Source organism: Paraburkholderia aspalathi (assembly GCF_905220735.1).
In the GTDB taxonomy this organism is placed as follows: domain Bacteria; phylum Pseudomonadota; class Gammaproteobacteria; order Burkholderiales; family Burkholderiaceae; genus Paraburkholderia; species Paraburkholderia aspalathi.
In genome coordinates, this window is record NZ_CAJNBA010000001.1 from 2,332,385 (window position 1) to 2,352,910 (window position 20,526).

Annotated in this window: 18 protein-coding genes; 9 read left to right on the plus strand and 9 right to left on the minus strand. The window is 63.1% G+C overall.

The window, feature by feature from the left end:
• Positions 1-150: 150 nt before the first annotated feature.
• Entirely contained in the window at positions 151-1,590 is a 1,440-nt protein-coding gene (locus KHO30_RS10335; RefSeq protein WP_093635814.1) for a sigma-54-dependent transcriptional regulator, read from the minus strand.
• Positions 1,591-2,831: 1,241 nt separating this feature from the next.
• On the opposite strand from KHO30_RS10335, the gene KHO30_RS10340 reads away from it, so the two are divergent.
• From KHO30_RS10340 to KHO30_RS10350, 3 genes are all read left to right on the plus strand, one after another.
• The gene (locus KHO30_RS10340; RefSeq protein WP_307850029.1) at positions 2,832-3,119 is read left to right on the plus strand and encodes a hypothetical protein; all 288 of its coding nucleotides are present in this window, start codon (positions 2,832-2,834) and stop codon (positions 3,117-3,119) included.
• 376 nt (positions 3,120-3,495) lie between these two features.
• Entirely contained in the window at positions 3,496-4,107 is a 612-nt protein-coding gene (locus KHO30_RS10345; RefSeq protein ID WP_167378418.1) for a methyltransferase family protein, read from the plus strand.
• A gap of 123 nt (positions 4,108-4,230) precedes the next feature.
• On the plus strand, positions 4,231-5,673 hold the full coding sequence (locus tag KHO30_RS10350; protein WP_200618806.1) for a nicotinate phosphoribosyltransferase: 1,443 nt from the start codon (positions 4,231-4,233) through the stop codon (positions 5,671-5,673).
• A 21-nt stretch (positions 5,674-5,694) separates the two neighbouring features.
• Here KHO30_RS10350 and KHO30_RS10355 read toward each other — a convergent pair whose 3' ends face one another.
• Together KHO30_RS10355 and KHO30_RS10360 are read right to left on the minus strand one after the other, a co-directional pair.
• Positions 5,695-7,533, minus strand: a complete 1,839-nt coding sequence (locus tag KHO30_RS10355) for an ABC transporter ATP-binding protein/permease (protein ID WP_211701016.1) — start codon at positions 7,531-7,533, stop codon at positions 5,695-5,697.
• Positions 7,534-7,561: 28 nt separating this feature from the next.
• Positions 7,562-8,437: an extracellular solute-binding protein gene (locus tag KHO30_RS10360; protein WP_211700781.1), complete on the minus strand. Its 876-nt coding sequence runs from the start codon at positions 8,435-8,437 to the stop codon at positions 7,562-7,564.
• A 242-nt stretch (positions 8,438-8,679) separates the two neighbouring features.
• Between KHO30_RS10360 and KHO30_RS10365 the strand changes: the two genes are divergently transcribed.
• From KHO30_RS10365 to KHO30_RS10375, 3 genes are all read left to right on the plus strand, one after another.
• Positions 8,680-9,168, plus strand: a complete 489-nt coding sequence (locus KHO30_RS10365) for a molybdopterin-dependent oxidoreductase (protein ID WP_211700783.1) — start codon at positions 8,680-8,682, stop codon at positions 9,166-9,168.
• Positions 9,169-9,222: 54 nt separating this feature from the next.
• Positions 9,223-9,864 carry a nitrogen fixation protein NifQ gene (locus KHO30_RS10370; RefSeq protein ID WP_211700785.1) on the plus strand — a complete coding sequence of 214 codons (642 nt, stop codon included), beginning with the start codon at positions 9,223-9,225 and terminating at the stop codon, positions 9,862-9,864.
• Between the two features lie 127 nt (positions 9,865-9,991).
• Positions 9,992-10,315, plus strand: coding sequence for a winged helix-turn-helix domain-containing protein (locus tag KHO30_RS10375; protein ID WP_093636141.1), 324 nt, complete (start codon positions 9,992-9,994; stop codon positions 10,313-10,315).
• A gap of 31 nt (positions 10,316-10,346) precedes the next feature.
• On the opposite strand, the gene KHO30_RS10380 is transcribed toward KHO30_RS10375, so the two are convergent.
• Positions 10,347-11,699, minus strand: a complete 1,353-nt coding sequence (locus tag KHO30_RS10380; RefSeq protein WP_211700787.1) for a DUF2325 domain-containing protein — start codon at positions 11,697-11,699, stop codon at positions 10,347-10,349.
• Positions 11,700-11,848: 149 nt separating this feature from the next.
• Positions 11,849-12,469: a hypothetical protein gene (locus KHO30_RS10385; RefSeq protein ID WP_244863977.1), complete on the minus strand. Its 621-nt coding sequence runs from the start codon at positions 12,467-12,469 to the stop codon at positions 11,849-11,851.
• A gap of 294 nt (positions 12,470-12,763) precedes the next feature.
• Between KHO30_RS10385 and KHO30_RS10390 the strand changes: the two genes are divergently transcribed.
• Both KHO30_RS10390 and KHO30_RS10395 read left to right on the plus strand, forming a co-directional pair.
• A complete protein-coding gene (locus KHO30_RS10390; RefSeq protein WP_200618810.1) occupies positions 12,764-13,243 on the plus strand; it encodes a nuclear transport factor 2 family protein in 480 nt (159 codons plus the stop codon).
• A gap of 108 nt (positions 13,244-13,351) precedes the next feature.
• The gene (locus KHO30_RS10395) at positions 13,352-14,233 is read left to right on the plus strand and encodes a 2OG-Fe(II) oxygenase (protein ID WP_093635799.1); all 882 of its coding nucleotides are present in this window, start codon (positions 13,352-13,354) and stop codon (positions 14,231-14,233) included.
• A gap of 8 nt (positions 14,234-14,241) precedes the next feature.
• On the opposite strand, the gene KHO30_RS10400 is transcribed toward KHO30_RS10395, so the two are convergent.
• The 4 genes from KHO30_RS10400 to KHO30_RS10415 all read right to left on the minus strand — a co-directional run bounded on the left by KHO30_RS10400 (position 14,242) and on the right by KHO30_RS10415 (position 18,268).
• Complete coding sequence (locus KHO30_RS10400; protein WP_211700789.1) at positions 14,242-14,886, minus strand: cation diffusion facilitator family transporter; 645 nt, start codon at positions 14,884-14,886, stop codon at positions 14,242-14,244.
• A 240-nt stretch (positions 14,887-15,126) separates the two neighbouring features.
• On the minus strand, positions 15,127-15,561 hold the full coding sequence (locus KHO30_RS10405; RefSeq protein ID WP_211700791.1) for a GNAT family N-acetyltransferase: 435 nt from the start codon (positions 15,559-15,561) through the stop codon (positions 15,127-15,129).
• Between the two features lie 114 nt (positions 15,562-15,675).
• On the minus strand, positions 15,676-17,112 hold the full coding sequence (locus tag KHO30_RS10410) for an MFS transporter (protein WP_211700793.1): 1,437 nt from the start codon (positions 17,110-17,112) through the stop codon (positions 15,676-15,678).
• A 274-nt stretch (positions 17,113-17,386) separates the two neighbouring features.
• On the minus strand, positions 17,387-18,268 hold the full coding sequence (locus KHO30_RS10415) for an isocitrate lyase/PEP mutase family protein (RefSeq protein WP_211700795.1): 882 nt from the start codon (positions 18,266-18,268) through the stop codon (positions 17,387-17,389).
• Positions 18,269-18,438: 170 nt separating this feature from the next.
• Between KHO30_RS10415 and prpR the strand changes: the two genes are divergently transcribed.
• Positions 18,439-20,436 carry a propionate catabolism operon regulatory protein PrpR gene (gene prpR / locus KHO30_RS10420; RefSeq protein ID WP_211700797.1) on the plus strand — a complete coding sequence of 666 codons (1,998 nt, stop codon included), beginning with the start codon at positions 18,439-18,441 and terminating at the stop codon, positions 20,434-20,436.
• The last annotated feature ends 90 nt before the right edge of the window (positions 20,437-20,526 follow it).

Sequence of the window (20,526 nt, forward strand, 5' to 3'; positions counted from 1 at the left end):
GTGGATGAACGGCTTTCAGCATAGCAACGCCAAGGGAGAACCGATAGGCGGTTACGGCGCCAGGCCGGCCGAGCCGCGTGAGGCGGCGCGGTCGCGGCGCTATTTGCGGAGATTTGCCCGTTCCGGCGACCTTAGGTCAAACCTGCGAGGTTAAACCAGCGAAGGCGCCTGCCGCTCTGCCTCGTCATCGGCATCCGCACCGCCGCCGTCGACGTTCGACGCGCGTCCGGCCGCCGGGTCCTGATGCAGCCGGCTTGCGTGCATCAGGCGATACAGTGTGGCCCGCGAAATGCCGAGCTCGGCCGCGGCTTCGGACAATTTGTAGCCGTGCCGCTGCAAAGCATGCTCGATGGCGTCCTTTTCGGCCTTGCTGCGGATCTCCGCCAGCGTCACGGCCGGCCCGTTGTCGGTTTCCGGCAGGCCGAGGTCGCTTGCCGTGATAAAGCGGCCCTCGCTCATCACCACGGCCCGGCGCACGCAGTTGATCAGCTCGCGCACATTGCCCGGCCACGGATAGTTCGACATGGCGACGATCGCGTCGCTCGACAGCCCGCGCAATTTACGCGCGCCGTCCTGCCGGTACATGCTGAGCGCATAGTTGGCGAGCAGCTTGATGTCACCGCCGCGCTCGCGCAAGGGCGGCTCGACGAGCCGCAGCACGCACAGGCGGTGATACAGGTCGGAGCGGAAGCGGCCGTCTTCGACGGCTTTGTCCAGATCGACGTGGGTCGCCGAAATCACTCGTACGTCGACGTTGATCGGCCCATTGCCGCCCAGCCGTTCGATGGTGCCTTCCTGCAGGAAGCGCAGCAGCACCGCCTGGCATTCGTGCGGCATATCGCCGATTTCATCCAGAAACAGGGTGCCTTCGTTAGCGCTTTCGATCCGGCCGATCTTGCGCTGCAGCGCGCCGGTAAAGGCGCCGCGCTCGTGGCCGAACAATTCGGCTTGCAGCAGGCTCGGCGGAATGGCCGCGCAATTGATCGCGACGAAGGCCCGGCCGGCGCGCGGCGAGCGCTCATGAATCGCACGGGCGGTCAGTTCCTTGCCGGTGCCCGATTCGCCGGCGACGAACACCGGTGCGTCAGTCACGCCGCATTTGTCGATGCGCCGGTATAACTGCTGCATCGCCTCGCATTGCCCAACCATGCCGTGCCGGCCGAGCGAAGGCTCGGGGGCGGCCGGCGCGTGCCGCAGGCTCGACAGCCCGTGCGCGTGGCCAAGCGCGAAGACCAGCCGCTCGTTCAGCCAGGGCCGGGTGACGAAATCGAAGCAATAATCGAGGATGAAGCGGCTGACCAGTTCGTCGTCCGACTGGCCCGGTGCGATCTGCGCGACCCAATTGGTTTCGACGCGGCGCATGCAGGAGGCGAGAGCGGACAAATGCTGGGACGTGCAGTCACCGGGCAATTCGACGAGGCCGACCTTGATATTGTCGCGCTCGATCATGCGTTCGGCGATTGCCGTGCTTTTGGCGTGCACCGCTTGCCAGCCGGATGCGGCCAGGAAGCTGGCCAGATCCCGATCGGGCGAGTTCGACACGTACAGAACGGTGCGTTCGGTGTCGACAGGCGTGCAAGTCGTATTCATGTGACCCCCGGATTGTTGCTGCTCTCAGAACTGCTCTTCGACGAACTGGACAGACCGGCAATGACGAATTCACGGTAGCGGCAATGGCGGGGACGCAGAGCGGCGGCATAAACCGCGAGGCGCTACACGTCGGACAGATAGCAGGACAGCATTTAACGGTGAGGCCGCCTGACTATTTCATCCCCGAATCACAAAAGCCGTTTTCTACCTCTATGGTCTGGCAGACGCGCTCTACGTGGCGCATTGCTTAACGATAAGCGAAAGTGCTTTCGAGCGCCATACAAACAAATCTGGATTCAGAAACGTTTTTCCCGCTTTAACGCGCCTTTTTGCGGTTCAAGAATGGTTGGTCAACCTCGGTTATGTGCGAAATCCCACATAGCGTTGCAAATCGCACGGTGGTCGTCGTGCAACGGATGCCGCACCGTCGAATCACCGTGTCTCAAGCTTGCGACATTTTGGGCAAGGGCTGCGAGAGCTGTTTCGTGGCCCGAAGCATCGGCATATTTGACCGGGCTACGTCGCAAAACGTGGCCGGACAGGGGCCGGCCAGGCGCGCGTCCAGGCCCGCCGACAGGTAGATCCTTCTGCAGCGCGTTAGAGGATGAACGCGGCGCGTGTCAAATCCGAATCAACGTGTGCCGTGAGGCAGGGTCCAGCGGGGTGCGCGGCAGCGAAATTCACCGTGCATCAAGGGGTTGAGAGCGCATGGCACAGCCATTGCAATAGGAGCTTTACAAGCGAATGCATTGCCGCCCGCTCCGGTAGCTCGGGGAAAGCAGCCGGAGCCCGGCGGTGAACATCGTCTTCGTAAGCGCGGCCGGGGAAGCCAATGTGTCTTACGAGGGTGTGGCGGGGCCACTGAAAAACGGACGTCAAAAAAGTGGGCTGAATGGTCGATGCGGAGCATCGGTCATTCTTCACCGGACGACGTAAAACGCTGACCTCGCCATTTTTTCCGTCAGACTGGACGGACCTGGCGTTGATGGCCGAAATTAAATTGATCGCAATAGCGACAGGTACCGTGCTCGAGCACATTGCGGGCACGCGACGTACAGCACGAACAGGGGCGGGGCAGCGCACGGTCAGGACCAGCCGGCGCGACGATGCGGGGAGGGATGGCCTTAGTCTCCATAGAGGGGCACGCTTCACGAGGTGGACTGGGCGCCGTGCCGGCGCGATTGCGCGGGCACGGCCTACCTGGACGCGGGCTTGAAATGGCTCACCATTCGGGGGTTGTCATGAAAACGATCAGCAAGCTGGCCGCACTGCGGCTGGACCATCACACCATGGCGCACGGCGCCGTTCTCTCCTATCAGCGTCTTGTCGCACGGCCGCGTAGCTTGTTCGTCGCGCCGCCGGCCGATCTGTTCACGCTGGTGATCGCCGAGGCGATGAAACGCAAGGCTCAACCCGAGATTCAGCGCGATGCGCTGCGCGACGCGATCCATGAGATGCCGCCGTCGCCCGAACGAGGCTACGAGCGCGGTGCGGACGTCGACCCAGCCGGACCCGACGATTACATCTGAATCTCGACTGTTATCGGCGCGGCCTTGTCGGCCGGATGGCTTCAGGCCGCCGGTCGTCGCCGCCTTCGCAACTCAATTCCGCCGCGGAACCCACCCGATCACCGAAACTCGCCCGCCAGAATTGAATCCAGGCGGGCGTGGCATGATATGGACATTCGTCCGGTGTGACTGCTACGCTGCGACATTGACGGACCGGAAGCCTTCATGAAGCAGGCTTGAATAATAATTCGCATATCGAAACGAGTGTGCAATGACAAAGACCACACCTTCGCGGGAATTCGATGGTGAGGGCCGTCTCCAGGATGCCACGATCGTGGATCCGGCGGGCGCGGCGCCCGGCGCCGACGGTGGAGAGGGCGTGGCGCCGGCTGGCGGCATGCGCGAGGCGTTGGTCGAAATCCTCGCGCGCGTCGCCGCGGCGCTCATGTTGAGCATCTTCACTTACGCCGCGGTCAAGCAATGGCTCGCGGCGCCCACACGGATCACCTTGCTGCTGCTGGTGGTCAGTGCGTTCATGACCCTGGGGTTGTCGCTGTTTGCGCGGGTACCCATCCACCGTGACTGGACGCCTTTCGCTTTCATCTGCTCGGTGGGCGGCACGTTCTATTTTCTTGCGGTGCGGCTTTCGCCCGGCACCCAACTTATTCCGGAGGCAGCGGGTGCGTCGCTGCAGCTTCTGGGGATTTTGTGGCAACTGTTCGCGAAGGTGTCGCTGCGCAGGTCGTTCGGCATTTTGCCCGCCAATCGCGGGGTCGTTTCCCGCGGGGCTTACCGATTCGTGCGTCATCCCATGTACCTCGGGTATTTCGTGACGGACGTGGGGTTCTTGCTGGCGAACTTCGGGATTCAGAACGTGATTGTCTACGGATGCCAGTTTGCGCTGCAGGTTGGACGCATCGTGCGGGAGGAGCGGCTCCTGTCCGACGACGAGCGGTATCGGACGTACAGGGGTAAGGTGCGGTTCCGGGTAATTCCGGGCGTGTTTTGACGGTGTATCGTGTAGTTTTTCTTGCGGTGCAAGCCGCAATGAGCCGCAATGAGCGGCGCTAAACGGTAAACCCCCAATCCGCCTGACTACCTCTGATCGATCCACACGAGCGCCACATCATCCATGCAAAGCGATACAAACCCGTTCCACGACATGGCGTCGATTCTGTCCAATCCGATCCTCAACACGGATTCGTACAAGGCGTCGCACTACCTGCAGTATCCGCCGGAAGCGTCGGCGATGTTTTCATACATCGAGTCGCGCGGCGGGCGCTACGACCGCACGTTGTTCTTCGGCCTGCAGATGCTGATCAAGGAGTATCTGTGCCGGCCCATCACGCCGGCCATGATCGACCAGGCGAAGGCGTTCTTCACGGCGCATGGCGAACCGTTCAACGAAGCCGGCTGGCGCTACATCGTCGAACACCATAACGGTTATCTGCCCGTGCGGATTCGCGCGGTGCCGGAAGGCTCGGTCGTGCCCACGCACAACGTTCTGGTCACGGTCGAATGCGACGATCCCGAGGTATTCTGGCTGGCCTCGTATCTGGAAACGATGTTGCTGCGCGTGTGGTATCCGATTACGGTCGCGACGCAAAGCTGGCATCTGCGCAACACGATCCGCGCGTATCTGGAGAAGAGCAGCGACGACCTCACGCAATTGCCGTTCAAGCTGCACGATTTCGGCGCGCGCGGCGTGTCGAGTGCGGAGTCGGCGGCGATTGGCGGCTCGGCGCATCTGGTCAGTTTCATGGGCTCGGATACGGTGCTCGGTGTGGTCGCGGCAAACCACTACTACAACGAACCGATGGCGGCGTTTTCCGTACCGGCCGCGGAGCACAGCACGATCACATCATGGGGGCGCGAGCGTGAGACCGACGCATTCCGCAACATGATCGCGAAGTTCGGCAAGCCTGGCGCGATCGTTTCGGTGGTGTCCGATTCCTACGACCTGTTCGCCGCGCTCGAGGTTTGGGGCACGACGTTGAAGCAGGCCGTGCTCGACTCCGGCGGCACGCTGGTGATCCGGCCTGATTCCGGCGATCCGCTGACGATTGTCCTGCAGACCATGCGGGCGCTCGAGGCGTCGTTCGGTTCGACGGTGAACGGCAAGGGGCGGCGTGTGCTCAACAACGTGCGCGTGATTCAGGGTGATGGCGTGAATCCGGAATCGATCGAAGCGATCCTTGCGGCCATGGATGAGGCCGGCTTTGCGGCAGACAACATCGTCTTCGGCATGGGTGGCGCGTTGTTGCAGCAGATCAATCGCGACACACAGCGTTTCGCCATGAAGTGTTCGGCCATCCGGCTTGGCGATGAATGGCATGACGTACGCAAGGACCCGGTCACGGATGCCGGCAAGCGGTCGATGAAAGGGCGGCTTACGTTGCTGGTGAATCGTCACACAAGCGAGTATCGGACAGTGACGCTGCCGGTGGCGTGGGATGACCGTACCGTTGAAGGGGATTGGGACGAGGCGCTCGTCACGGTTTTCGATTCTGGAAAATTGCTCGTCGACGCGGCGTTTTCTGAAATCAGGAAGAGGGCTCACGCGGCTGAAGGTTAGCCGGCTGTTTGGCCCAACATGTCAGCTCACATACCAGACCGATAAGCCTCTGGCATCAACGTCAATCCGACAAGGGCTGCCTTCCCGCAAGCGGGCATCTTCGTTCGCGATGTCGAAGCGCACCCCCGCGATATTCAGACGGACATACCGCTCGCCGCGCCGTAATTCGACTGCGTCCACCTTGCCGGAATAGGCGCCGCCGGGTGAAATAAGCACGGCGTGGGACGAGATGCGCCACATCACCCGTTGCCCGGCGGGAATCGCAAAACCGCTATCGCCGGTCGCGATCGTCAACCCATTGCCAATCTCGACTCGCCCGGGCGCAGTCATCAAACCTTCGCCGACGTTGTGCAAGCCGAGCAGTTCGGCGACGCGCATCGATGCCGGCCGTTCGAACACCTCATCGATGGGACCCGCCTGCAGCACGCGGCCCTGTTCGACAACCAGCACTTCGTCGGCAAGCAGAGCCGCTTCGTCGGGATCGTGTGTGACGATGATCGTCACCGCCGCGATCTCGCGCTGCAACGCGCGCAGGGACTGCTGCAAACGACGCCGCCGGGGCGTATCGAGCGCCGCGAACGGCTCATCGAACAGCAGCAATTCGCTGTGACGCGTGAGTGCTCGTGCCAGCGCCACGCGTTGCCGCTGACCGAACGACAATTGATGCGGCAAGCGCGCAACCAGTTGCGCGAGGCCGAGATGATCGAGCCAGTAACGCGCGCTGGCTGCGTCGGCGTCGACGGGAAACGCGAGTTGCTGCGCCACCGTCATGTGCGGGAACAGGCCGTAGTCTTGCGGCATGTAGCCGATCTGGCGGCGCTCGGGCGGCAGTGTGCTCAAGTCGGTTGTGCCGAGCCGGACGGAACAGGCTGCGTTGGATTCAAGCCCTGCAATCAGACGCAATGCGAGGGATTTGCCGGAGCCCGAAGGGCCGATGATCGCAAGCCGTCGCGTGGCAGGCGCCCATGCGATGTCGAGTTCGAACGCGCCTAATCGGCGCTGCAAATGAAAGGCGAGGCGAAGGTCGGATGTTTCGCTCCGGCTCGCCGTCAGATCCGTGCCGGGTTCCAGCGCGTCGTCGCCGTTTTCGGTTTGTTCGAGCGAGGCTTTCTGCCGAAGGCTATATATCGACAATGCCGCGCAGACAATCGCAATCGCGAGCGTCGGCAGCAATAACGGCATCATCGCCGGCAGGCCCTGGCCACCGAATACGACGTACGTGTACACCGGCAGCGAATACGGGTGATAGGCCACCATCACCGTCGCGCCGAATTCGCCGAAGGCACGCAACCACGCCAGCGCGAGTCCCGCGCGAATCGCCGGCCACGCAACCGGCAACATCACGCGGAAGAATCGGCTGCCTGCATGATGGCCGAGCGTCGCGGCCACGTCGTCGAGCACGGGGTCCACGGCGGCGAACGCCGATTTCGCGGCGATGATCAGGAAGGGCGCGGCCACGAAGATTTCCGCGAGCACGATGCCGGCAAACGAATCCGTCAGCGCTCCGTTGGTGAAGCGGCCGACCCAGCTATAGGGCCCAAGCAGAAACAGCAGCAGCACGCCGCTCGTGAGCGGCGGCAACGCAAGTGGTAACTGAACGACGAAGCCGAGCAGCGCCATCTTGCGCGAGTTCGAGCGCGCCAGCAGATAGCCGAGCGGCACGCCGCCGAGCAGAATCACGAACGAGGCCACGCTGGCGCTCGCCGCCGAGATGCCGACCGCCGACCACACCGCGCGCCAATCGACATTCGGCCAATCGGCCGCGCCGAGTTGCGGCACGCTCGCGATAAACGGCGCGCACAAATAGACGGCAAGCAGCGCGGCCAGCCATAGCAACGGCCGCGCGGCGGACCGCTTCACCGCCTGTTCCACTGCTTGTTCCACCGCCTTATTGCGCGGCGTCGATCACGGCTTGCACCGAAGGCGGCATGGCTTGCACATTGCCGGAAATGGTCGGTTTGATCACGTCCACGCCGTGTTGCTTGAGCAACGCGCGGCCTTGCGCGCTCAGCAGGAAGTCGACGAAGCTGCTGGCACCCGCATGGTTCGGTGCGTCGCTGAGAATCGTCAGCGTGTAGCTCGCTTTGGCCTGCAATTCGGGCGCCGGACGGAGCGCCGGAATTTTCAGGTCGGACGTTTCGGTCGAATAGAAGAAGCCGGCATCGAGCTGGCCAGATTGCAAACGGCCCACCAGCGTTTCTTCAGGCAAAACCTGCGCGGGATTTTCCGCGTCGCCCAGCGTCTTCTCGACGAGGTCCGGCTGATGGTAGAGCTCCGCGGCCTTCGTCATCATCTCGACGGTGAATGCGCCCTTCGGATCGAGCTTCGGATCGGTGCGACCGATGCGGATGCCCGGCTCCTGCAACACCTGGTCCCAGCGCTTGCTCTTGAAGTCCGCTGCGAATTTGCTTTGCGGGTTATAGCCGATCATCAACGGCGATTCGGCAAAGTTCACGTACCACGTGACGTGATCGCCGTTCGCCTGACCCATGAGGCTGGTGTTCACCTTCGGGCTTGCGCTAATGAACACGTCGCCGCGGCGCAGCTTGCCCTTGATCTCGTTGGCGATCTTGTTCGATCCCGCCGCGTAGCCGCGGAAGTGCTGGCCGGTGGCCTTTTCGAAGGCCGGCCCGACGCTGCGCTCCATCAGGTTGACGAGCGAACCGGCGTACAGCACGTTGACCGTGTCGTCCTGCGCGAAGGCGGGCACGGCCGTCACCACGCCGGCGACGACCACGAAAGATGCAAGCAGCTTGCGAACCATGCGATTAACCCCGATGCGTTATTAAGAGCGCTATATTACGACGCCATCGCGTTGCGTTGTGGGATGCTGCGCGCTCTGTGTGGTCTATGGATGTGGACACCGCCGGCGGAGTGGCCGATATGCTTGGCGATATATTGCGTATCGATGCGCTTTTGCACCGAGGCGGCCATCGCAGCGTAATATACACACGGAAATAACGGGTGGACAACCTGGTCAGGCTTCAATGCTGGAGATAACTGCGTATGGATAGTGTGAATGTGATTGCCGCGCCTGCCGTCGAAAGCGCGCTTGTCCTGAGTGGACGGTTCCAGCGGACGCTGTCTTTCGACCTCGAGCGGCTCAAGCGTTACGAAAGCGTGCTAGCCGGGCCATTCGATCTGCGTTGTTACACGACGAATCGTTTCATTCGTAGCGTTGAGCCTTACCGCGGTGTGCGTCTGACGACCCTGATCTCGGAAGCAGGTTTGCCGAACGAGGTGCCGGGCGAGTTCAAGCGGACGGTGTTCGTGGCGGTGGGGCACGATGGCTACGTTGTGACATTCTCATGGCACGAACTGTTCAACACGCCGATCGGCGAGAACGTGCTCGTTGCGTATGAATGCGACGGCCGCGCGCTCGATGCCGAAGACGGTGCGCCGATTCTGTTTTCCGGTTCGGACATTCTGCCCGCGCCACGCCACGTCAAACGGCTCGCGCGTATCGAAGCGCATGTTTTAAAACCCTTGGCGTAGGTGATTCGAATGACGGGCGTAATATGGTTCGATGTTCTTCATCGTGCCGCCGCCATGTCTGACGAACCGCTTTCGCCTGTTGCGGAACCTGCCGCGCCCAGCCCCGAACCGCTGTTCGCGTCGCTCGATGCGCGGGTTGCCGAGCGCACGGCGAAGTGGCTGGTTGCAGCCACGGACCCCACGTCACCCGATACGCGATTGTTCGCCAAGCTGATTGCCGCGCGCGACGTGCGCGACGAACTTGTGTTGCTTGGGTTGTCGCAGCCAGCGTGGCGCGCGCTGCTGGAGCGGCACTTTGTGCGTGCCTCTGCGCCCGTGTTTGCCTCCTTGCCCGCATTGCCACCTGTCGACACCAGCGAACACGCGGCATTCGTCTCCACGCTGCACGCACTCCTGCTCACGTACGCCAGTACCGCCGTCGACACGAACGACGCTCGCTGCCTCGCCTCAATCATCGCTCACGCATGCTTGCGGCCGGATCACCTATGGCGTGACCTCGGTCTTGCGGGCCGGGAAGAAGTCACATGGATGCTGACGCGCTATTTCCCCACGCTCGTGTTGCTGAATGTCGAGAATCTGCGCTGGAAGAAATTCCTCGCTCAGCAACGCGCGTTTTCCTTAGGGCTTCAGCCCGGCCCGGCACCCGGTTGTCCGGGCTGCGAAGACTATGGGCATTGCTTTCCCGACCGCCGATGAAGGCCATTCAGCCAGGATGGCAGCGCGAGACGGTTCGTGTATGCTTTCGCGCATGGCTGATACCGCGAAAACCAAACCAAGCCCCGCGACAAAATCCGCGAAACCACGCCCCGAAGTGCGCTTCAGAATGCGCATCCGCAGCGGCGACGCTGTCGCGCTCGGACCGGGCAAAGTCGAACTGCTGGAAGCCGTGCGCGAATACGGCTCGATCTCGGCTGCGGCGCGCAGCCTCGGCATGTCGTACCGGCGCGCCTGGCTGCTGATCGACGAACTGAATCGCTCGCTCAAAACGCCGGCCACGCACTCGGAGCAGGGCGGTCAAAGCGGCGGCGGTTGCACGCTGACGCCGGTCGGCGAACGCATCATTCATCTGTACCGCGATGTCGAAGACGAGGCCCAGCGAAGCTGCGCGAAACAGATCGCCGAGTTGACGCGGCTGATTCGTTCCTGAGCTTGAGAGCGCGGCCTCTCGCATTCGGCGCTCAGCCGTGGCGTAGGCAAAACGCCGAGGGCGGCGGATTGCCCAACTGCGCAAGATGCTCGGGCCGCAGCCGGTCCACCAATTCCACAAAGCTCGCCACGCTCGCCGTACGCAACGGGTGATAGTCGATCTGATGGCGCTCGCACACGCGCTTGAGCGTATTCATCGAATCATGATCGACGCAGTCGACCGGAAACACGACGATATCCGCACCCGGCAACGCGGCAGCAAGCAGACCTTTGCGATCTTCCACACCGCCGTCGTGCACCACGAAATCGCCGCCGGCGGCCTCCACCAGCCGCTTGAGCGCGGCATTCGAACTTGGGCGGCCGCCCACGTAGACAATCCGTTTGCCGCGCACGCTGTCGAGGCTGGCTTGCCGCATCTGCGCGCCATGGTTGCCGTCCGTTGAATTCATTGTCGCGCGTTCCAGCGCGTCGCATTCGTTCTGCACCAACAGGAGCTGCGCCAACGCTTCATCACGGCTCTTGCGTAACGCGAGTGCGGCGCCTTGTTCTTGCAGCACGCGCTGTTCAGCGGCCTCACGGCGGCTCGTATGCAACGCCACCCGCTGGTCGCTGTCGGCGAGCTTGTCGCGCAGCCTTGATATCTCCACTTCGAGATCGGAAGGATCCGTCGGCGTCTGGCGTGTGGCGAGGGCGGTGAGTTGCGCGATCTGCTCGTTGAGCGCGGCGATCGCTGCGTCGCGCTGCGTGCTGAGTTCCTGCAAGCGGCTTTGTTGCCGCTCGACTTTCTCTTTCAACTCGGCGTTTTCCGCTTCGAGCGCAACCAGCCTGCGGATGTCCGCGCGATTCGCCGCACCGACCAGATGCGACAGCATGTGCAATTCACCGAACGCTTTCTGGCGCACATGCAGAGTCGCGCACGGATGCGTCATCAGGGCCCAGTAAGCCGGCGGGATCTCACCGCTTTTCAGCGCTTCGTCCCAGAGCTTCAGCAACTCGACATCGTCGGCGGCTTTGTCGAAACGGCGGATCGCCACCGCATAGTGCTCGTCGAGCAACTTGTGCAGAGCTTTGGCGCCCGCGCCGCCATCGATCGCGAGTTCGACGGCCGAGTGATGAATCTCCAGATCGCTCGCGTCCCGGCGATCGAGGCCGGTGAATTTAGGCACCAGCTTGCGCAGTTCATGCGTGCTGAGACAGGTACCGATGATCGAGCAATGCAACTGGCCATCGAGCTCGGCGAGGCGCGCGCGCCGTTTGGTGTTCGAGAACGACTCCTTGGCGGGCGTGCAGCACGGATCGGCCGCGCGCAAGCCGGTGCCGGCAAGCTCGTCGCCGGACAGTTTGAGACGCGAAGGCTGGGCGAGACGAAACGGCGGCGTATGCATGAGGACCTCGAATCCGGATCTGGCGTCAGGCTGACTGAACGTGCTTGCTGGACATCCGCGCCATGCAGGCGCAGCTGGCGATATCGGCGATATATTCAAAAAGATATAGCGATCGGCGAAAGAAAACGTTCATACGCGGCAATGACGAATTAGTCGTTCGGGTGGACGAGCGTCCGCTCTGCGCGTGATTTGCGCTGCGTGATCGTGGCTGAAGCGGTGACAGAAGCAGTGGTGGCACCGGCGGCGGGAACTGCCGCGGTGGTGCGGCCAGCGGCGCGACGGGTGACGGCCGGCGTTGTACCGCCGGCTGCCCGTGCATGCTGATCCAGAACATGCCCAACGCACAGACCGATAAACGCGGTATCGAGCCGTTCGAGTTCCGCCACCACCTTGCGTAACGCGGCCAGGTCATTGCTGAACGCATCCGAGAAGATCGCGTCGCGAAGTTGCTCGGCTGAGCGCGCTTCCTCGATCGATGCTTTCAGATCGCGCAGACGGGCAAAAGCCGTCGCCTTGGCCTGTTCGCCCAGGATCGACAGCAACTGGTTCAGTGAGTGCGAACCCGACGTGCCCACCGACGCGAAGTTCAACTGGTCGCCCGTCAGCATCAGCACGAAGCGCTGCACGCTGCCGTAAAGGCGCCGGTAAGCATCGACGACATCCCGAATCAGTTCGGCGCGGCCACGTTCGGACGCCGATTTCACCGCGACGATGGTCGACGGAAGTCCTTTCGGGCGGCGTCCCGCCGGGTCGGGCGACGGGGATCGCAATGTGGGTCGCGATGTGGATCGACTAGGCACTGCTGCTGGCTCCTGCTTGCTTGTTTCGCTTGGTCGTACGCGATTGGCGGGCGGGTCGCTGCGCTGCACAAAAGCATACCGTGATATTCGACAGGATATAACGAAAGGCGGCGTGAGGGTAGCCGCGGCGGTTTTACCGGGTGGGCGTCGCCGACCCGGCGGCCCCATTTTCCGATATCGTGTGCAGCGTGCGCGCTCAGGCGCGCGCTCCTTTCCGGGCCGTTTCCACGACCGGCTGCCCGGGTAACGCATAAACACAAGAAAATGAGCCATCCCAACACCGAACTGATCGAGCGGTTTTACACCGCGTTCCAGCAACGCGACGCGGAAACGATGGCTGGCTGCTATGCCGACGATGTGGTCTTCAGCGATCCGGCCTTTGGCGAGCTGCGTGGCGAAGAGGCTCGCGACATGTGGCGCATGCTGGTGTCGCGCGCGCAGGACTTCTCGCTGACGTTCGACGGCGTCGAAGCGGACGAGCTCAACGGCCGCGCCCACTGGGTGGCCCGTTACACGTTCAGTCAGACGGGCCGCACGGTGGTGAACAGCATCGACGCCCGCTTCGTGTTCCGCGACGGCCGCATCGTCGAACATCGCGATACCTTCGACCTTTGGCGTTGGGCCCGTCAGGCTTTAGGATTCAAGGGCCTGCTGCTCGGCTGGACACCGTTCGTACAGGGCGCGATCAGGGCGCAGGCGAGAAAAGGCCTCGACCTCTATCGACGCCGGCAGCGCAGCGCTTAACGGGTGAGCCCCGGGGCCGACCAGGGGTCATCCCGGCGCATACCCCAGTCTTGCTATGAACCGGCCAGTTGATGCAGTATTTCGTGATATCGACAAGCGGGGAGTTCTATGCCGGTAGTGGATGCGTCATGGGAAGCGTGGCTGAGCAGCAACGTAGCGCGCGGTTGCAGCATCGACTCGATGATCGACGCGATGGTGCAAGCCGGCTTCGCCACGGAAGCCGCGCGCGCGGAAGTGCGCAAAGCGTTCGGCATGAGCCCGGCCGACGCAGGAGCCGCCCCGGCGGCCGTAGCGACCGAGGCTGCTCTCGTCAAAACCTCGCCGCAAACCTACCAATACGACGAGTCGCCCGTTGCACGCGGCAATGTGATCCGTGCGCACGATCGCGACGTCCGCGTGTTGATGCGCTGCGAGCGGCCCCAGGTGATCGTGTTCGGGGATGTGCTTTCGCCCGACGAATGCGACGAGATGATCGAGCGTTCGCGCCATCGATTGAAACGCTCGACCACGGTCAATCCCGCCACCGGCAAGGAAGACGTGATCCGCAACCGCACCAGCGAAGGCATCTGGTATCAGCGCGGGGAAGACGCATTCATCGAAAAGATGGACCGCCGCATCTCGAGCCTGATGAACTGGCCGGTTGAAAACGGCGAGGGGCTGCAGATTCTGCATTACGGCACGACCGGCGAATATCGCCCGCACTTCGATTATTTCCCGCCCGATCAGCCCGGCAGCGCGGTGCACACCGCCCAGGGCGGTCAGCGCGTGTCGACTCTGGTGATCTATTTGAACGACGTGCCCGACGGTGGCGAAACGATCTTCCCGGAAGCGGGCATGTCAGTCGCGGCGGTCAAGGGTGGGGCGGTGTATTTCCGCTATATGAACGGCCAGCGTCAACTCGATCCCCTGACCTTGCACGGCGGCGCGCCGGTGCTCGGCGGCGACAAATGGATCATGACGAAGTGGATGCGCGAGCGCGCGTACGGCTGAGACGCGCGCTATTCGGCGGCGTGCGGTGCGGCGGTTTTTCCCGGAGCACCGGCTGACAGTTGCTTCAATGCGCTGCGCGCGCCGACGCAGCCCATGCGCATGATCATCAGGCCGATCGCCGCGCCTGCCACGTGGTCGAGCATCGGCATGCCCGCGATGCTGCCGGCCACTCCCAATGTCGCAACCAGCGCCGACACCGCATCCATTCGCGCGTGCCATGCACTTGCCAGCAGAATTGCCGAGCCCGTGCGTTGGCCTTCGGCGCGCAGGTAGCGGAACAGCATTTCCTTGGCGATCGTGACGAAGCCGCTGACGGCGAGCGCGCCGACTTGCATCGTCGTGTTGCCGTTCAACGTGGCGGTTTGGCCGATGCTGTGCCAGAGCATTTGGGCTGCCGTAACAATCAGCAGGACGGCGATGAAGAGGGATGCCAAGGCTTGAGTGGTGCTGCCGTCCCCTTCACGCGGCGTTGCGTTCAGGTGTTTCGAACTGAGGTACAGCACGATCAGCACGACGCCGTCTGCGGCCAGGTCGCTCAAGGTGTGGACACCGTCCGCGACCAGCCCGTCCGAATGCGCAGTCAGGCCGATGGCAATCTGCAGCGCCATGAGAAAGGCGTTGAGCAGCGCACTGGTGGAGGCGGCTTTAAGCAAGGCGGCCGCCTTGTGTGGTGCGGCTGTGGCTGTCGCGCACGGTAGGCTGTGGCATCGGGTCGGGACGGGTTATGTTGTCGCCGAAAAGTACCCGTCGAACGTGGCGCGCAGATGACAGTGCCGCAACGGCTGCCGGCGATCAGGAGCAGTTCGTCCGCCCGGACGTAGGCGAACAGGGCGCCCGGCCTGCGCGCGTGCTATGTCAATAGGCGGTCCCGTCAGCAGCCGCCCGCGCTCCGCTTAAGCCGTCTTGTAAACGTCCGGGTTGTGCACTTCCATATAACGCTCCGGCGTTGCCAATCCCTTAAAGCCGTGCGGTTCGTAGACGTGATGAGCGTCTGTCGTCACCAGCACAATTCTGCGCAAACCGGTCAGCGACGGGCTGCCGAATACATGCTTCATCAACGCCGACGCGTATCCCTTGCCACGGTACGCCGGCAGCACGAATACATCGCACAGGTAGGCGAATGTCGCCTGGTCCGTGATCAGGCGGGCAAACGCGATCTGCCTGCCTTCGATATACGCGCCGAAACATAGCGACCCCGCTATCGCCCGGTCGAACGTCTCGCGCGGCATGCCCTTCGCCCACGCCGTTTCCTGCGACAGAAACGCGTAGACCGTCTCTATGTCGAGGTCGGCCTTGCTGCTCGAAATCGTCAGGTCATCTGCTCGCACTGCGCGTCTCCGCTTGTTCTGGACAAGCAATCAAAGGATGCGGCGCTGGTCGGGCACTGCGCCGCTGCCTCAACTCCGCATCAAACCTTTCCATCCTTCCAGCCCGCTGCGGGCTCAACCCTTCGCCGGATCTTCAGTGCTGCGCGAGCCGCCGCCAATGCTCTGTCCGGCGTCGCGTGCGAGACCCAGGTAGCCAGTCACGGACACCAGTGTCAGCACACCAGCAAACAGGAACGAGAGACGGAAATCGTCCAGCGTGAATACACGGCCGGTCGTCTCGCCGTTGAAGAACGCCGCCGCGCGCAGCGAGACGGCGCCGAAGGCGATGCCCAAGCCGATCGTCATCTGCGCGGCGGCGCTCCATAGCGTGCTGGCCGCGCTCATCTGCGGCTGTGCGACGTCGGCGTAGGCGAGGGTGGCAAGCGTCGAGAATTGCATCGAGCGCGCTACGCCGTAGATGAACACGACGAACAGCACCAGCGCGAGCGGGACGTTCGGGGTTAACAGCCCGCACGCAATGATGAAAACGCCGGCCACCGCCACGTCGATAATTGACACCATGCGGAAACCGTAGCGTTGCAGGATGCGCGTGGTCAGCGCCTTCATGCCGAGATTGCCGAGCGCGCTCGCGAGCAGCAACAGGCCCGACTTGAACGCCGACAACCCGAAACCGACCTGGAACAGCAGCGGCATCAGATACGGCACCGCGCCAATGCCGATCCGCGTGAACGAGCCGGTTACCACCGTCACGGAGAAGGTCGGGATTTTCAGCGTGGAGACGTCGATCAGCGGATGCGGATGACGCTTCGCATGCTGGAACGCCACCACGCCCATCAGCAATCCGCCCAGGATAAACGCGCCGGCCACCCAGGGATTCTCGCCGGGCTGGCTCGCCAGTTCAGCGCCATACAGAATTGCCGTCAGCGTCGTGGCGCTCAGCAGGAGGCCGACGACGTCGAGCGGCTTGCGTTCGGTGCCACGCAGGTTCGGCACCAGCGCGAGCGCAACGGCCATCGCTGCCAGGCCGAACGGCACGTTCAGCAGGAAGATCCAGCGCCAGGATGCATAGGTGGTTATGAAGCCGCCGACCGGCGGTCCGACGACGGGAGCTGCAATGGCCGGCCAGGTGATGGTCGAGATCGCTTGCATCATCCGGCTCTTTTCGGTGCTGCGGACCACGATCAAACGGCCCACCGGCACCATCATCGCGCCACCCATGCCTTGCAGCAGCCGCGCGGCCGTAAATTCGGTCACGTTCTGCGACAAGCCGCACAATACCGAAGCCACCGTGAAGACGCCGATCGCGCTGAAGAACACCGTGCGCGAGCCGCAGCGGTCGGCAACCCAACCGCTTACCGGAATGAAAATCGCCAGCGCCAGCATGTAGGCCGTCATGCCGAGGCTCAGGCTGTTCGGCCCGACACCGAACGAGTGCGCCATCTGCGGCAAGGCAGTGGCGATCACCGTGGTGTCGAGATACTCCATGAAGAAGGTGGCCGCGACGATGTACGGCAGCCAGCCAACGTGTGAATTACGTGTGTCGCCGGTCATGGCGCCGTCCTCGACACCTTGCCGTTACGTGTGGATTCGATGACGCGTTTGGCGTCTTTAGCGTGCCGGCGTGTCCCGCGCGATTGAGTTGACTTCATGTTCTTGCGACAACCTTTTGAAAACGTGTTCCCGGCATTCCTCGATGGACGGCCAACGAGGTCGCGGCCTGTCTGGCGTCGGCCAGCTCTGCATCGTAACGCAACAAGCCGCTGCAGACAGCGGCGCGCCGCGCCAGCGTGGCGGGGCCGCGCCGGAAACGCGGGTCTCTTGCAGCTCAGTCCTTCGCTGCGTATTCGCGATCGAGCTTGTCGTACAGCGGCTTGTTGACAAGGCGCTGGCGTTCGCTGAACGGCGCGACCAGCGTCGCGTCTTCATCGAGGCGGCCATTGCTTTTCAACGTGCCGAGTGCGCGCTGCATGCCGAGCACCGCGCCCTGCAGCGCCGCGTTCGCATACAGCACGATGCCGTAGCCGAGCTTGCCGAGCGCTTCTCGCGATTGCACCGGCGTCTTGCCGCCGATCACGATGTTGATCAATTGCGGCTTGTCGAACAGGGCCGGCAGACGCTCGATGTCGGCAAGCGATTCAGTCGCTTCGATAAACAGAATGTCCGCGCCGGCCTCGATGAAACGATGACCGCGCTCGATCGCGTCTTCGATGCCGTGGACGGCGGCCGCGTCAGTACGCGCCATGATCTGCAGGTTGCCGTCTTCGCGGGCGTCGACGGCGGCGCGGATCTTGCCGACCATCTCGCTCGTGCTGACGACTTCCTTGCCGGAGAAGTGGCCGCATTTCTTCGGCATGATCTGGTCTTCAAACTGGATCACGTCGGCGCCGCTGCGCTCGAGCACGCGCACGGTCTGGCGCACGTTCAGTGCGTTGCCGAAGCCGGTGTCGGCGTCGACGATCAGCGGCAGCGCGACCGCGTCGCGAATCCGCGCGCAATGCTCGGCGACTTCGGCGAGACCGATGAAGCCAAGATCGGGCAGCCCGAGCGACATATTCGTGACGCCCGCGCCCGTGATGTAGATCGCCTCAAAGCCGGCGTCTTCAATCACGCGCGCACTCATCGCATTGAAGGCGCCCGGCACGAGCAGGCCCTGGCGTTGATTGACTTTGGCGCGGAACGCGGCGCGGCGATTAGCGGAAGTGCTCATGACGGTGTCTCTCCAGATGGGAAGTGGGTGATAGAACGCTGAGCTCAATTTGCAGGAAGCATGCCATTTGCCGCGTTTCACGATTTGTGCCGGACAATCAAAAGCTTAGGCGGAAAGGGGCCGTGCCGCTGTTCGTGGCAGAATAGCCAATATGTTCCATGAAACGTTTCATGGAACGTTTCAGCTACGAGCGGAGTGTTGCAGTGTCCACGTTCACGTCGTCCCTTGCCAGTTCCAATTCCGGCCGACCAGGCGTCGCCCTAGTCAGTATCAGCCGGTTGCAATCGCTTTGCGAGACGGTCGCGCCGCGCTATACCGGGCGGGCCAGATTTTTTTCGGTCCGGGAAGGTTATGGCGCCGCCGTCACGGCCCTGCAAGCCTATGTGGACGCGGGTTCGGTCGATGTGGTGCTGGCAGCAGGATCGAACGGCGCCTACCTGCGCGACAACCTGAGCGTGCCGGTGGTGATGGTCAAGGTGAACGGCTTCGACGTACTGAGCGCGATCACCCGCGCCACGACGACCTGGCCCGGCGCAAAGATCGGCCTTGTCCTGCACGAAACCATCTCGCACGAACTCGCGGACCTGAGCGCGTGGCTGAATGTCGGCCTGAAACAGCGCGCCTACCGGTCAATCGATGAAGTGCGGCTCGCGGTTGCGGGCCTCGCAGCAGAGGGCTGCAGCGTCATCATCGGCCCCGGCATGGCCTGCGATTTTGCCCAGCAAGCCGGCTTGGAGAGCGTCTTCCTGTACTCGCTGGGCGCAGTCGAAGAAGCGTTCGAGCGCTCGGTCGAACTGGCGCGCGTGAGCCGTCAGAAGGAATCGAAACGGGTACGCCTGAACACGATCGTCGCCCATCTGCGCGACGGCGTGGCCGCCTTCGACGACGCCGGTCAACTCGAAGCCGTCAATCCGGCGATGCTCAATCTGCTCGGCCTCGACCGCGAACAGGACGTTCCGGCGCAATTGACGCGCGTTGTCGGCCCGTTACTGCGCGAGACGCTCGAGCATGACATGCCGGTCGAGGAGCGTATCGAACAGATCGGCGGCCGCGCGTTGATCGTCAACTGTGTGCCGATCCTCGAGCAGGGCGTGCGTTCGGGCTCGGTGGTCACGGTGCAGGACGCGCTGGTCGCGCAACGGATCGACCGCTCGTTGCGTACCAGCCAGCGGCCGAAACATCTGGTCGCGCGGCACCATCTCGACGATCTGATCGGCAGTTCGGTGGCGCTGGAGCGGGTGCGGCGGTTGGCCCGCGCAGGCGCGGCTCACGACGCCACCGTGCTGCTGAGCGGCGAAAGCGGCACCGGCAAGGAGCTGGTCGCGCAGGGCATCCACAATGCCAGCCGGCGGCGCGGCAATCCATTTGTCGCCTTCAATTGCGCGGCGCTTCCTGATGGGCTGATCGAGAGCGAACTGTTCGGTCACGAGGAAGGCGCGTTCACCGGCGCGCGCCGGGGCGGCAAGCCGGGTCTTTTCGAAATCGCCCACACCGGGACGATCTTCCTCGACGAAATCGGCGAGATGCCGGCGGCGCTGCAAAGCCGGCTGCTGCGGGTGTTGCAGGAGCGCGAAGTCATGAAGCTTGGCTCCGGGCGCGCGACCCCCGTCGACGTGCGGGTGATTGCCGCCACCCATCGCGATCTGCACGAGCTGGTCGAGCAGGGTGCGTTCCGCGCGGACCTGTATTTTCGGCTGAATCTGCTTCAGATAGAATTGCCGCCGCTGCGCGCAAGACGCGGCGATGTCGCGCAACTGGCGCGGCATCTGTTGAACCGCAGCGCGCTCCAATATGGGCTGTCGGGTGCCGCGCTCGAGCGGGTGCTGGCGTTCCTCACGCCCTTGTTCGAGCACTATGCGTGGCCCGGCAATGTACGGGAACTGGAAAATCTGCTGGCCCGCGCCGCGATTTATCTGAGCGATTCGGCCGGCGAGGAGTGGCAGGATCTGCAGGCCGTGTTTCCGGAATTTGGGCGCATGCGGCAGACAGCCGCGGACGTGCTTGGAGCCGTGGCTCCTGCCCACGCCGCCGGCGACCTCTCGGCCCGTCGCTCACCCACCCGCGAGGATGTCGTTCGGGCCCTCGAACAGGCTGGCGGCAATCGCGCTGCAGCAAGCCGGGCGCTGGGAATCGGCCGCACGACCCTCTGGCGGCTCATGAGAGACTGATCCCAGGATTGGTGCAACGCAATAGTCACCGGTAGCCAGTCAAATAGTAATAAACTATTGAAATAATTTAAACACACCGCTTTACCTATT